Annotated in this window: 14 protein-coding genes; 7 read left to right on the top strand and 7 right to left on the bottom strand. The window is 69.4% G+C overall.

All coding sequences use genetic code 11. From position 1 onward, the window contains the following. Window positions 1–71: 71 nt before the first annotated feature. Genes ACTIFV_RS16320 through ACTIFV_RS16310 form a run of 3 tightly spaced genes read left to right on the top strand, consistent with a single transcriptional unit; the run spans window position 72 to window position 4,712 of the window. Window positions 72–326, top strand: coding sequence for an SPOR domain-containing protein (locus ACTIFV_RS16320; RefSeq protein WP_439593862.1), 255 nt, complete (start codon window positions 72–74; stop codon window positions 324–326). Between the two features lie 2 nt (window positions 327–328). After that, window positions 329–1,666, top strand: coding sequence for a glutamine synthetase family protein (locus tag ACTIFV_RS16315; RefSeq protein ID WP_439593861.1), 1,338 nt, complete (start codon window positions 329–331; stop codon window positions 1,664–1,666). A 25-nt stretch (window positions 1,667–1,691) separates the two neighbouring features. Then, window positions 1,692–4,712, top strand: coding sequence for a bifunctional [glutamine synthetase] adenylyltransferase/[glutamine synthetase]-adenylyl-L-tyrosine phosphorylase (locus ACTIFV_RS16310; RefSeq protein WP_439593860.1), 3,021 nt, complete (start codon window positions 1,692–1,694; stop codon window positions 4,710–4,712). Here the strand turns inward: ACTIFV_RS16310 and ACTIFV_RS16305 are convergent. From ACTIFV_RS16305 to ACTIFV_RS16295, 3 genes are read right to left on the bottom strand one after another with little or no spacing between them, the layout of a single operon-like run. Then, the gene (locus tag ACTIFV_RS16305) at window positions 4,703–5,257 is read right to left on the bottom strand and encodes a hypothetical protein (protein WP_439593859.1); all 555 of its coding nucleotides are present in this window, start codon (window positions 5,255–5,257) and stop codon (window positions 4,703–4,705) included. The two genes, ACTIFV_RS16310 and ACTIFV_RS16305, sit on opposite strands and share 10 nt — an antisense overlap. Continuing rightward, window positions 5,254–5,607, bottom strand: coding sequence for a hypothetical protein (locus ACTIFV_RS16300; protein WP_439593858.1), 354 nt, complete (start codon window positions 5,605–5,607; stop codon window positions 5,254–5,256). The genes ACTIFV_RS16305 and ACTIFV_RS16300 overlap by 4 nt, the downstream gene beginning before the upstream one ends. Continuing rightward, window positions 5,604–7,385 carry a TIGR03767 family metallophosphoesterase gene (locus ACTIFV_RS16295; RefSeq protein ID WP_439593857.1) on the bottom strand — a complete coding sequence of 594 codons (1,782 nt, stop codon included), beginning with the start codon at window positions 7,383–7,385 and terminating at the stop codon, window positions 5,604–5,606. The genes ACTIFV_RS16300 and ACTIFV_RS16295 overlap by 4 nt, the downstream gene beginning before the upstream one ends. 379 nt (window positions 7,386–7,764) lie before the next feature. Here ACTIFV_RS16295 and ACTIFV_RS16290 point away from each other — a divergent pair, with 379 nt between their 5' ends. The 3 genes from ACTIFV_RS16290 to ACTIFV_RS16280 all read left to right on the top strand — a co-directional run bounded on the left by ACTIFV_RS16290 (window position 7,765) and on the right by ACTIFV_RS16280 (window position 9,173). Then, window positions 7,765–7,959: a hypothetical protein gene (locus tag ACTIFV_RS16290; RefSeq protein ID WP_439593856.1), complete on the top strand. Its 195-nt coding sequence runs from the start codon at window positions 7,765–7,767 to the stop codon at window positions 7,957–7,959. A gap of 109 nt (window positions 7,960–8,068) precedes the next feature. Next, window positions 8,069–8,530 carry a hypothetical protein gene (locus ACTIFV_RS16285; protein ID WP_439593855.1) on the top strand — a complete coding sequence of 154 codons (462 nt, stop codon included), beginning with the start codon at window positions 8,069–8,071 and terminating at the stop codon, window positions 8,528–8,530. A 61-nt stretch (window positions 8,531–8,591) separates the two neighbouring features. Further along, window positions 8,592–9,173 (top strand): hypothetical protein, encoded by a 582-nt coding sequence (locus ACTIFV_RS16280; RefSeq protein ID WP_439593854.1) that lies wholly within the window; start codon window positions 8,592–8,594, stop codon window positions 9,171–9,173. Between the two features lie 11 nt (window positions 9,174–9,184). Here ACTIFV_RS16280 and ACTIFV_RS16275 read toward each other — a convergent pair whose 3' ends face one another. From ACTIFV_RS16275 to ACTIFV_RS16265, 3 genes are all read right to left on the bottom strand, one after another. After that, complete coding sequence (locus tag ACTIFV_RS16275; protein WP_439593853.1) at window positions 9,185–9,745, bottom strand: hypothetical protein; 561 nt, start codon at window positions 9,743–9,745, stop codon at window positions 9,185–9,187. Between the two features lie 61 nt (window positions 9,746–9,806). After that, window positions 9,807–10,673 carry a hypothetical protein gene (locus tag ACTIFV_RS16270; protein ID WP_439593852.1) on the bottom strand — a complete coding sequence of 289 codons (867 nt, stop codon included), beginning with the start codon at window positions 10,671–10,673 and terminating at the stop codon, window positions 9,807–9,809. Next, window positions 10,670–11,197, bottom strand: a complete 528-nt coding sequence (locus ACTIFV_RS16265; RefSeq protein WP_439593851.1) for a hypothetical protein — start codon at window positions 11,195–11,197, stop codon at window positions 10,670–10,672. The genes ACTIFV_RS16270 and ACTIFV_RS16265 overlap by 4 nt, the downstream gene beginning before the upstream one ends. A gap of 824 nt (window positions 11,198–12,021) precedes the next feature. Between ACTIFV_RS16265 and ACTIFV_RS16260 the strand changes: the two genes are divergently transcribed. Then, window positions 12,022–12,192: a hypothetical protein gene (locus tag ACTIFV_RS16260; protein ID WP_439593850.1), complete on the top strand. Its 171-nt coding sequence runs from the start codon at window positions 12,022–12,024 to the stop codon at window positions 12,190–12,192. 229 nt (window positions 12,193–12,421) lie between these two features. Here the strand turns inward: ACTIFV_RS16260 and ACTIFV_RS16255 are convergent, their stop codons facing one another. Next, entirely contained in the window at window positions 12,422–12,796 is a 375-nt protein-coding gene (locus ACTIFV_RS16255) for a hypothetical protein (protein WP_439593849.1), read from the bottom strand. Window positions 12,797–12,800 lie beyond the last annotated feature (4 nt).

Raw genomic sequence — 12,800 nt, 5'->3', positions numbered from 1 at the left:
CCGTCCGCCGGATCAGTAGGATCGACCATGGCGGGTCCCATGATGCGGACCGCTCTTTGGGAGGAGACATCGTGTCGGGCGACAGCGAGAAGTTCTGGTACAACCTCACGACGGGTGAGGTCGAGAAGGGCTTCGAATCGCCCGCGATCGACCGTGCGGGTCCGTTCGACACCGCCGAAGAGGCGGCGAAGGCTCCCGAGGTGATCCGTGAGCGCTCGCGCGCCTGGGCCGAGGACGAACGTCGTGAGAACGACTGGGGGACGGATGTTGCGGACACCGCCCTCGCCGACGGCGTCGAGCTCGACGCAGACGACAGCGGGCGGTGACGATGGACAAGCAGCGCGACTTCGTCCTGCGCACGATCGAGGAGCGCGGCGTCAAGTTCGTCCGCCTCTGGTTCACCGATGTCATCGGCACGCTCAAGTCGGTGGCGATCGCGCCGGCCGAGGTCGAGGGGGCGTTCGCCGAGGGTCTCGGCTTCGACGGCTCGGCGATCGAGGGGCTGACGCGCTCCTACGAGTCCGACCTGCTCGCTCATCCCGACCCGACGACGTTCCAGACCCTCCCGTGGCGCGGTGAGATAGATCCCACCGGTCGCATGTTCTGCGACATCACGACACCCGACGGGCAGCCGGCTGTCGCCGACCCGCGGCATGTGCTCAAGCGCTCCCTCGCGAAGGCCGCCGACGCCGGCTTCACGTTCTACACGCATCCCGAGATCGAGTTCTATCTCCTGAAGTCCTCGTCGTACGGCCCCGAGGGCCCCGAGCCCGTGGACTCCGCCGGCTACTTCGACAACGTGCCCGGCGGCACGGCCCACGACTTCCGCCGACGCTCGGTGCGGATGCTGGAGGACCTCGGCATCTCGGTGGAGTACAGCCACCACGAGGGCGGACCGGGTCAGAACGAGATCGACCTGCGCTACGCCGACGCGCTCGCGACGGCCGACAACATCATGACGTTCCGCACCGTCATCAAGGAGGTCGCGATCGAGCAGGGCGTCTACGCGACGTTCATGCCGAAGCCTCTGAGCGGCAAGCCCGGCAGCGGCATGCACACGCACATGTCCCTCTTCGAGGGCGACCAGAACGCCTTCTACGAGGAGGGCGCGCAGTATCAGCTCTCGAAGGTCGGCCGGCAGTTCATCGCTGGCCTCCTCCGCCACGCGAACGAGATCTCGGCCGTCACCAACCAGTTCGTGAACTCCTACAAGCGCCTGTGGGGCGGCGACGAGGCGCCCAGCTTCATCTGCTGGGGCCACAACAACCGCTCCGCGCTCGTGCGCGTGCCGATGTACAAGCCGAACAAGGGCCAGTCTTCACGCGTCGAGTACCGTGCGCTCGACTCGGCCGCCAACCCCTACCTGTCGTTCGCCCTCATGCTGGCGGCCGGCCTCAAGGGCATCGAGGAGGGCTACGAGCTTCCTCCCGAGGCCGAGGACAACGTGTGGTCCCTGACCGACTCGGAGCGGCGTGCGCTCGGCTACGCGCCGCTGCCCGCGAGCCTCGACCACGCTCTCGAGTACATGGAGGAGTCCGAGCTCGTCGCCGAGACGCTGGGCGAGCAGGTCTTCAACTACGTGCTGCTCAACAAGCGCAAGGAGTGGCAGGAGTACCGCTCGCAGGTGACGCCGTTCGAGCTCAAGAGCAACCTCGAGATGCTCTGAGCCGTCCTGCGCGGTCCGAACGCCTATGCCGAACGCACGCTCCTCGTCGCTGACGGAACTGGCGCGACTCGGATTCAGCGACCTGTCCGAGGCCGACGCGCTGCTGCGCGAGGTCGAGGCCGAGACGGGCATCGCACGCCATGATCTCCTGATCAACGCTGCCGAGACGGCGGATCCGGATGCCGCGCTCACCGGCATCGCGCGGATCGCGCGACGGGATCGCGACGCCGTCGCGGCATCCTTCCGCACACCGGGTGCCTGGCGTGCTCTGTGCGCGCTGGTCGGGGCATCCACCGGCTTCGCGGACTTCTTCCTGCGCAACCCCGCCGAGATCGCCCTGCTCGCGGGGGCCGGTGAGAGCCTGCCGACCGCGGCCGAGATGACGTCGTCCCTCCTGGACGCCGTCGACGCGCACGACGGGTTCTCAGGTGACGGGGGAGAGGCGTCGTGGGTGTCTCTGCGCGTCCGCTACCGTCGCATCCTCGCGCGGATCGCGGCGTACGACCTGCTGCATCCGTCTCCCGTGGACATCGTCCTCGACGTCGCGGCGGCGCTGGCGGATGCCGCGGGAGCCGCGCTCGAGGCATCGCTCTGCGTCGCGCGCACGCGCATCTCGAGCGGCGCGGCCGGCGCCGGCCTCTTCCCGCGCGAGCAGGTCTCGCGGACGCAGCTCGCGATCATCGGCATGGGCAAGACCGGGGCCCGCGAGCTCAACTACGTCAGCGATGTGGACGTCATCTTCGTCGCGGGCGCCGACGAGGACGTCATCGATGAGGTCGGCGAGAGCCGGGTGGTCGACATCGCGACGCGACTGGCCGTGCAGACGATGCGGGGGATCTCGGGCATCGAGATCGAGCCGCCGCTGTGGGAGGTCGACGCGAATCTGCGACCCGAAGGCAAGCAGGGCGCGCTCGTCCGCAGCCTCGACTCGCACCTGTCGTACTACGACCGGTGGGCGAAGTCCTGGGAGTTCCAGGCGCTGTTGAAGGCCCGCCCCATCGCAGGAGATGCCGCGCTCGGCGCAGCATACGTCGCGGCGGTCCAGCCGAAGATCTGGACGAGCGCGGCGCGTGAGAACTTCGTCGACAGCGTGCAGCGCATGCGCGAGCGCGTCACCGAGCACATTCCGCCCGAGGACGTGCCGTACCAACTGAAGCTCGGCCCCGGCGGCATCCGCGACATCGAGTTCACCGTCCAGCTCCTGCAGCTCGTGCACGGGCTCTCCGACGACCGCATCCGCCAGCGCGGGACGCTCGACGCGCTGGAGGCGCTCGTCGCCGAGGGCTACATCGGACGCAGCGAGGCGTCCGCCTTCGCGCGCGATTACCGCATCCTTCGCCTCCTGGAGCACCGCGTGCAGCTGCGCCAGCTGCAGCGGACGCACCTCATGCCCTCGCGTCCGGAGGAGCTGCGCACGCTCGCCCGCGCCACAGGGCTCGTCGAGAGCGGCCCCGCCGTGTGGGAGCTGTGGGAGTCGGTCAAGCGCGAGGTCCGCGACATCCACGTCCGCCTCTTCTATCGCCCGCTGCTGTCGGCCGTGGCAGCCCTGCCCGCGGATGAGCGCAACCTGCCGGGCGAGGAGCGCGCGCTGTCGACCGCTCAGGCCTACGACCGACTCGCGGCCATCGGCTTCTCGGACCCTGCGGGTGCGCTCCGTCACATCGCCGCGCTGACGAGCGGTCTGAGCCGCAAGGCGACCATCCAGCGGCACCTCATGCCCGTCATGATCCGGTGGTTCGCCGACGGCGTCGATCCGGACTACGGATTGATCGCCTTCCGCCGGTTGAGCGAGCGTCTCGGCGACACGCCCTGGTTCCTGCGGATGCTGCGCGATTCGTCCGGGGCAGCGGAGCGCCTGACCCGGGTGCTCTCCGGCTCGCGCTACGTCGGCGAGCTCATGGAGTGGATCCCCGAGTCGGCCGCGTGGCTCGATGACCTCGCCGCGCTGCGGCCGCGCTCGGGCGTCGCGCTGCAGCAGGAGGCCCGAGCGATCCAGACCCGTCATGAGACGACGGATGACGCGATGCGCGCCGTCCGCGGCCTGCGGCGTCGAGAGCTGCTGCGTACCGCGATGGGAGCGCTGGTCGGCGACACGACGATCGAGGAGGTCGCCGATGCGCTCTCGACGATCACCGAGGTCACCATCCAGGCGACCCTGCGTGCCGTCCGGCGCGAGACGGTGCCGGCCCAAGAGGACGCGCTCGACTTCTCGATCATCGCGATGGGACGATTCGGCGGTCGTGAGCTCGGATTCGGGTCCGACGCCGACATCCTCTACGTCTATCGGCCCAACTCCGTCGACCCGCAGCGCGCGAACGACCTCGCCCGCGGCCTCGTGACGGCTCTCCGAGCGCGGTCGGAGGATCACCGGGTGCCGCTCGATCTCGACGCCGACCTGCGCCCCGAGGGGCGCAGCGGCCCTCTCGTGCGCTCGCTCGACTCCTACGCCGAGTACTACCGTCGCTGGTCGCTGTCGTGGGAGGCCCAGGCGCTCCTGCGCGCCCGGGGTGTCGCGGGGAGCGTCAAGCTGATCCGCGAGTTCACGGCTCTCGCCGACGACATCCGGTATCCCGCGATGCCCGACGCGCAGGGACTTCGGGAGATCAAGCGCATCAAGGCGCGTGTCGAGAACGAGCGCCTTCCACAGGGCGTCGACCCCGCGCGGCACTTGAAGCTCGGCCCGGGCTCGCTGAGCGATGTCGAGTGGCTCGTGCAGCTGCTCCAGCTCGAGCACGCGCACACCGTGCCCGCGATGCGCACGACGTCGACGATCGATGCGCTGCGCGCGGCTCAGGATGCCGGAATCGTGACCGCCAACGACGCCGATCGCCTCGCGGACGCGTGGCGACTGGCGAGCAGGCTCCGCTCGGCCAACACCCTTCTGTCGGGGCAGACGAGCGACGTGCTGCCGACCGATCGCCGCAGACTCGATGGAATCGGTCGCCTGCTGGGCTACCCGCCGCGCTCCGCCACCGCGGTCGAGGAGGACTACCTCGGCGCGACGCGACGCGCGCGGCGGGTGTTCGAGCGCCTCTTCTACGGCTGAGCCTTCGCCGACGCGATGACATCCTCCTGCCGGGCCGACGCGACCCAGCGGTCGACGACGAGGGCGCCTCCCGCCCCGACGACGAGCCAGGTGAGCCCTGCCGCCGGGGCGCCCGTGACGAAGAGTCCCAGCACCATCGCCACCACGAACCCGAGTGCGGCGCCAGCGATCGTGAGCACGAGAAGCACGACGGTGTGCCACGGGCGGCGCCTCACGAGCGTGCGTCCGCCCGGGAGAGCGCGAACCGCCACGACGCACGAGAGGCCCACGCCCAGCGGCACGAGGAACGGGGCGGCCACGGCGAGAAGCGCCACGCCGAGCGCCGTCGAGACGAGTGCGATGACGAGGCGCTTCGACAGACGCGCCAGGGGGATGACCCACAGGGCGATGGATGCCGCGAGCACGACGAGCCCCGACACGACCGCGAGCGCGATCGAGGCGCCTGTCAACGGCTCGCGCGGTGAGACCGCGATCAAGAGGCCCTGGATGATCGCGTTCGGGACAACCACGAGCATCGCCGAAGTTCCGCGCAGCGCCGCGCTCATGGCCGCGCCGCCTCGTCGATCACGTCGGCGAGCGATCCCCGGAAGATCTCGACACCGTCGATGGTGATCGCGAGTGTCGCGTCCCCCTCGGTGCTCGACGACACCAGTATCTCGCCGCCGGCCACCGTCCTCCCCTCGCATGTCACGGATGGACCGGCTCCTTCGATGGCGCACACGGGCGCCTCGAGAAGCGCGACGTCCTGATCGAGAAGAACGTCGATCGCGCCGAATCGGACCTCGGCGAGGGCATCGCCGCCCACGGGCGCGAGCGCCGCGACCTGCGAGCAGCCCGAGAGGAGGAGGGCCGCGCTCACGAGAGACACGAGAACGCCGGCGCGGTGCGCGCTCACGAGAGAGTCCTCTCGTGAGCGATGATGCGCGTGCGGGCGACGTGCTCCTGGGCCTCGAGCGCGGCGTCGCTGATGGCCGACAGATCGAAGGGCTGGGGGAGCAGCAGCTCGGCGTTGCGATCGAGTTCCGAACCGCGACGCATGAGCGGAGTCTCGGCCCAGTCGTTCGCCGCGAGCTCACGACTCCGAGACGCGAGAGCCAGGTAGTCGCCACCCGCCCCCGGGGTCGGGTCGGCGGCGTGATCGACGACGGTCGTGAAGAGCGACAGGGTCCCGTCCCGATTGTCGACGATCTCGACGGTCTGCTGCTGCTGGGGGAAGTCGATGCAGGATGCCGTGGTGATCTCCCAGAACCCGCCGCCCGACGATGAGCGGTGGGCGAGGATCTGGTTGAGGTGCGTGTGCCCGTTGAGCCATCCGATGACGACCGGGTACTTCAGCAGCATCGCGACGAACTCGTCCGCGCCGATCAGGACCTCGTCCTGGCCGGGACGCTGGGCGCGGTTCTCGAGCGTGTCGCTGTTGTGGTGGCTGAGGATGAGGACGAGGCGCTTCTCGGCGGTGGCCGCGACGAGCTCGGCCTCGAGCCAGTCGAACTGGTTCTGCGGCACCGCACCGTCGGGTCCGGCGACCTGATTGCAGGTGTCGAGCCCGAACACCCGGATCTGCGGCGTCAGATCCGCCTTCCACCACGTTTCGCCGCTGCGGAGGTTGTGCGGGGTGAAGCCGTGACCGATCGGCCCCGGGCGGTCGGCGGTGTCGAAGTGCTGCTCCATGAACTCGTGCCGCGTGAACAGGGCGCGGCCGGGGTCGGCGGGGACCGCGCGGAAGCCCGGGCGCAGACCGAGCGCCAGCCCCAGCGCGTCCAGGGACTGCTGTACCACGCTCGCCCGGGCGGCGTAGCCCCCCAACGCCAGGGCGGCGGTGGCCTCGAGCGTGTAGGACTTGCGTCCGCCGACCGCCAGAGCACGAAGCTGCGTATCGAGATCGAAGGTGCCCAGCAGGAGCGTCTCGTGATTGCCGTAGACCGTGTACCACGGTGCGGGAAGGCCGACCGACGGCACCGGCCGCGCGATCGCCTCGTCGAGGAGCGTCGGCAGCCGGGGGAACCCGTAGTCCCCGAAGGAGCCGCCGCGTGGATCGGCGGGTCGGTAGGCCCAGACCGCCTCGGCCCAGGCCTGCACGCCCTCGAAGTGCTCGCTCGTGCGCGGATCGACGCTCAGCCCGTCGAGCAGGTCGATGTACCATCGCAGCTCGCGGTGGGAATGCATGTCGGCGCTGTCACCCGTCACCACGGCGGCGCCCATCGGCGCCCCAGTCACCGGGCTGTAGCGCAGATCCGACATGGACTTCGTCATGGCCGCGATCACGTGCGGACTGAGGGGGTCCTGCGGATGGAAGGCCGACCCCCACGCCGCGTGATCCTGCACGATCATCGGCTCGATGCGGCCCGGCGACTGCGCGTCGATGACGTGCATGTCCGAGAGGTGCCCGAGATACAGCAGGGATCGCCGCGACGCGGCCCGATCAGCGCGCGCGGCGCGGCCCAGCACGTCCAGACGGGCGATGTGCGGCTCGCCCGGGCCGGCGACGAGCCCCCGGTACGAGCCTTTCTGCACCGCCCCCTGCAGGATGGTGCGGGTGAGTGTGCTCGGCGGCTCCGCGAGCGCCCGCGGCGCCGTCGACAGGGCCTGGGCGAGGAGATCGCGGGGGATCGAACTGGCCGCGGCGAGACCGCCGGCGACAGCGAGGAACTGTCGGCGGGAAAGTGCGCCCACGTGCAACCTCCGGGTTCAGGTGGACTCAATCTAGCGGCCGCCGCGCCGCGCTTCGTGAACGATGACGGAGGCCCCGACCGGATACCCCGCGAGGGGGATCCGGCCGGGGCCTCCGTCGAAGCGACTCGGGTCAGACGCCGAAGTACAGCTCGGACGTTCTGAGTGGCACACACATTGCCTGAGTGGGTGTCAAGTTGCCCGGAATTCCGGGCCTGTTTGGCTGTGGCTGCGAAACGCTGACCGGCGGCATGCAGACATTTTGCGGACTCTGTGCGGACTCTGTCGGCTCGCTCAGGCTCGGAGATCGCATCCCGGAAGGGTCCCAGCGTCGGTGGGGCTCCGTACGATAGCGTGCAGTGAGGAAGGGGGAATCATGAGCATGATCGAGCTGACCGTCCCGGAGGCCGTCGAAGCGACTGTCGAGGAGTCCCGCGATGCGATGTCCCGCCTGATCCATGACCGGCTCGGGATCAGCCGCACCGAGTTTCTCGCGAACGTCGATGCAGGGGTCTACGACGAGGAAGAGGACGGCGAGATCCTTCGGCTGCTGACCCTCGCTCCTTTCGCTCGGTAGACCTGTGCCGGGGCGGACGCCGCACGAGGCGTACCTCGCATTCATGCGACCGCTCGAGGCCGCGGTAGCGTGCCTCGGCTTCGCGAAGATCACCCCCTCTCCTGGCGGTATGACCGATGCCGGGGCCGAGCATTCCTGGAATCTCAACGGCGCGACCGGCGCGATGATCTTCCCCAACGGCATCTGCTTCGAGGCCGCGATGCGTTATCGCTTCATGCCAGCGACGGGCGGCGGCTTCAGGGTTACCACCTTGAGCTACCTATACTCGCTGAAGCAACTCGGCGAAGAGCGATTCCTCATGCACTGGCACCCCCGCGGCAGAAGTCATGAGACCCGTCCGCATCTGCACCTGCCTCTTCCGGGCGGGAGCGACTCCGCGCACTACCAGTCCCCTCGGATGACCTTCGAGGACGCCGTGCAGTGGGTGATCCAATATGGCGTCACCCCGGCCCGGGATGACTGGCGCGAGGTGCTGGAGAGCAGCCGCAGCGTGCATGTGCGCTATCGCACGTGGCACGGCAACGGCCCGGATGCGAACGCCCAAGGTACCGTCAACGAGAAGTCCCCTTAACGAGCCATGTATGTGATTACGAAGGAGATCCGTGACTTCCAGTCCTGAGTCACCCTGGGAGATGGTGGCCGCCCTCGGCACGTGGGCGGCCGTCGTTGTCGCTATCGGAGCTGGCTACCTCATATGGTGGCAGATCCGCCAAACAAGGCAGCTCGCTGAGGAGCAAGCTCGCCCGTACGTCGTGGTGTGGGTCGAGGTCGAGACGGAGACGCGAAGCACGCTGGAGTTTCATGTCAAGAACATCGGACTGACGGCGGCGCACGACGTCCACGTGAGCCTGGACCCGCCGTACAAGTGGCACCCCAAGTTCGAGGGGATGAACTTCATGGACGCGGCCATCTTCAACGACGGCATTCCGACCATGCCGCCGGGGTGGGACGTGGGAATGACGATGGACATGACCAAGGACCTCATCAAGGCCGACGAGGTCCCGGCGCCGATTACGGCGACAGTGGTCTACTCGGGGCGGCGGTCAGCGGAAGGTCGCCCAAGGAGCCGCAAGCTGAACGGGCCATGGAGCGAGCAGTTCACGCTCGACATCGCCTACCTGCGGGGCTCGCTCTGGCTCGACAAGCACGGCATCCATCACCTCGCTCAGTCGGTCCGCGCTATCGCGAAGAAGCAGGGCGTCACCGCCTTCTAGATCCTCACCGACTACCGTTCACGCAGGTACTCCACGGCCGCGCTGAGCGGCACCCGGAGCGGCCAGCCTTTGACGTGCTCGGCGTACCAGGTGTCGCGGTGGTGCTTATCGGGCCGCGCGTCGGCGTGGAGGGATGGAAAGACCCAGGTATGGATCTGACCGACTGGACGGATCGGGTCAATGCCCACCTCGGCCATTCGTACACGGGTGTGCGCCGTGAGAAGGTCTGAGGTGGACGGGACCCACTCGCCGTCTTGGTAGATCATTGTCGGCGGCGGATCGGTCCACCCCAGACGATAGGGGTGTTCTTGGTGGGCGTGCTCGACTTCGCCGCGGAAGTAGATGAGGCCACCCAGCGCCTGGCCACCGTGCCGGGTGGCGCGGTGCGCGTAGTAGTTGTCGGGGTCGTCCTTCACTTCGAGCGCCTCGGTACGGTACAGCCAGGCCAGGGTGGCGATGAGCGCCTCCCACACCGTGTCCTCGCGTGGCTCCGGTGCCTCAAGGGCGGACGCGAGGGCGAGCTGTGCTGCATCAAGCCCGACTAGGTACCGGTCTCCGCGCAGGCTCCGCATGAGTCAATTGTCGGTCAACTTGGTGACGCGTGCAGCGGCGCACCGGGGCGAGCCGAGCGGATCACGGGCCAAGTCGGCGCAGCGTGAGCGGGAAGGGGCCGCTCTCCTCAAGGGGCAGCCCCCGCACGTCGGCTGGAGTCGGGGTGGCCCGGGGCGCGACGCTGGCGCCGCGCCAGCTCGAGCGCCCCGTGGCCCCCCTGTATCGGCGTGGGTCGGCTCCCCTGGCCTCGGTGTACACCCAGGCCGTGTCGAGGGCGTCACGGCCCGCACGGGGCGACTGGTCAGCCTCGAGCCGGTGGGTGTCGTAGTCGAGGAGCCAGGAGGCGTCGCTGGTGAGTACGGCGTCGATGCGGGCGTGCTCGTGGCCCGGCTGGTCCACGATGGCGAAGCCGACGGGTCGGTCGTAGTCGATCTCGTCGTGGTCGCGCGGGTGCGTCCAGGACCACCGCCCGGTGGGGGCGGCGACGGTGGTGGCGAAGCCCTCGAAGCTCAGGCCAGAGCGGCCCGCCTCGAGGTGCTCACGAAGGGCATCGTAGGCGTCGGCGTCAGGCCTCATGACCCAGACCGCGTCGTAGCCGCTGGAACTGAGGTCGGAGGCGATACCGTCCGCGATCACGCGCGGCTGTGAGCGTTCGTCACCGACGTCGCCGTGAGCGGCGAACAGCGGCGGGACCGGGTGGCCGAGGAAGGCGGACGGCCGCCAGCGGCCATAGCCGCCGTTCTGCTCATCCCATACCAGCCCGCGGCCGAGGATCACGGCGACGCCGGTCTTCAACGCGCCCGCGGCGGCGCGCAGCAGATCGTCGTTGAAGGTGCGGCGGTGGGGCCGCGCGACGAGCCGCGGGGTGGACAGAGGGCTCCGGGCGGGAGGCGACAAGGAGGTCGCCTCCGTGAGTGTGGAGGCCGTCGCCTCCCGTCCGGAGGTCATGACGCGACCGCCTCGGCCAGCAGCCGCGCGGCCGCGGCGCGAGCGAGGTCGCCCCGAGTGCGGCCTCCCGTCCCAGGGGCCTGCGCGGCCAGTTCTGTCGCGAGTAGCGGGGCGCACGACGGGCACGACCACGCGGTGATATGGCTGACGGTGATCGTGGTGAAGCCGCGCTGGATGAGACCCTCTTCGCCGCACGAGGCGCAAGTGCGGGTCGAGGCGGCTCGTGCCTCAGCCTCACGGCGACGGGTGTCGACGGCGTGCACGGCCGCCTCCCAGCGGGTCTGGTGCGACCACTCCTCGAACGATGCGGGCCGCCACTCCCGACCGCCGTCGTCGGTGGGCCAGATCAGCCCCGGCTCCGACAAGCCCCCGTACTGCTTCGCGCCCCCGACCCCGCGAGCGGCAGCGGCGATGTAGTCGGTGCGGAGCTCAGGGCTGACCGACCAAAACGGGTCCTCAGACCAGTGGCGCTCGGGATAGCCGACCGGCGGGTCGAGCTCGGACGTGACGGCGATGGTGCTCATGAGGGCCTCCTCCTCTAGGGGTCTGGAGCGTACCGTCGAGTTCGCTGAGTGTGGAAGGCCCGTTCGATCACTGTCCGGCGAGCGGACCGAGGCCCTGCGCACGCCAGGCATGCGGGTCCTGGAGGCGGGCACGGCGCGCGTGATCGCGGCGGCACGCTCGGCATCGCTGAGCGCCGCTCGGATCTACGTAGACCGAGGCGGGGTGCTCGATGAGGTGTCCGTGGAGGCACTGACCGCGCTCGAGCAGCGGAGGGACAGCCCTGCGCCCGGAGCCTTTACCGCCCATCGGGATCGACGCGCACGGTGACGCGCTGCCCCGTGCGCTGGGCCACGCGCGACGCCCACGACAGCCTCCGCAGCATGAGCAGGCGCAGTGAGATCACGCACTCGTGGCAGAGCGGCTGGTCGCTACTGGCGGCGCGGTGAGGGCCACCGATATCGCGGCGGCGGTAGTCACCGGGACGGACCCGGCACCTCGAGCACAGCAGCCAAGCCATGGCCAGGACGATAGCCGCACGATCACGCGGACGGAAGCCAGCATCGGCGGCGGCCCGCCGCCTTCTCGATTCTCTCCCCGGCATTCGCCGCCTTTATTCGGCGCTTCCGGGTAAACGCGCGGGGCAGGTGTCCCCCGGGACTCCGGCCGCTGTCAAAAGCCCGACGAGTGTCGTCGCGTGAGCGTAGCTTTGGGGCATCGGCCGGAGGAAGTGAGGGGTCCGTTGGCTGAGTGGCACCCTGTGCTCGCCGCGGTGGAGGGGCCGACCGGCGTGTGGATAATGGTCGCTCCCGATGGCCGTGAGTACGGGCGGGTGGAGTTGCGGCGCGTGAGCAACGGGACCGAGCTGAGGTACAAGGCGGTGTGGCGCGACGAGGTGATCGGCTGGGCCACCACACTGCGCGAGGCCTGTTGGCGCATCCACCTCGCGTTCCTCAGCTCGCACGGTCCCACCGGCGGCGCGATGGCTGACTGGGGCGAGCGCCGCGCTCGTGAATAGACGAGTGCGGGACTGCCGACCTCGCGTGCGGTCGGGTGGTCGCGCTGGCGGTGTGGGCGGGGGAGGTGCTCACACTTCTAAAGGTCTAACTTCTATGGCACCAGGCTGAGCCTGGTGCAGTGTCAGGCCCAGCCTGGTGCAGTGTCAGGCCCCGCCCGGTGCAGCGGCGTTCGCGCGGTCGTCACGCTGCCCCACTCTCAGCCTGGTGCAGCGGAGGCCGTGTCAGCCGTCAGTAGATGTCGCGGAGGACGTCTGCGGCTGGTGGTGGCGGAGACGGATGGACGACGTAGGCGCGCGTGTGCCGGTGCCCGCCCTTCACGATTTGCGTGAGCGCCCCCGCTGATGCGAGCGCCCCGAATGCGTGGTCCATCCGGGCGTAGAGGCGGTGTCGGCCTCTGGCGTCATCGGGCCACGGCACGCCGTAGACCTCCTCGGCGATCACTCTCGCAGGGAAGCTGACCGTGATCGGGATGTCGGCTTCAATGAGTCTCGCGACGTCGGCATCCTTCAGCTTGCCGACGATCCAGGTGAGCAGGAGCATCGGCGCGGGGTGCAGGTGAGGCTGCCACGCGAGACGGATCTCCTTCTGAAAGGCGATGCCCATGCGC

The sequence above is a fragment of the Microbacterium sp. genome (genome assembly GCF_051860965.1).
Taxonomy (GTDB): Bacteria; Actinomycetota; Actinomycetes; order Actinomycetales; family Microbacteriaceae; genus Microbacterium.
Note: the sequence above shows the minus strand (reverse complement) of the source record. Positions and strands in the feature narration are given on the sequence as shown.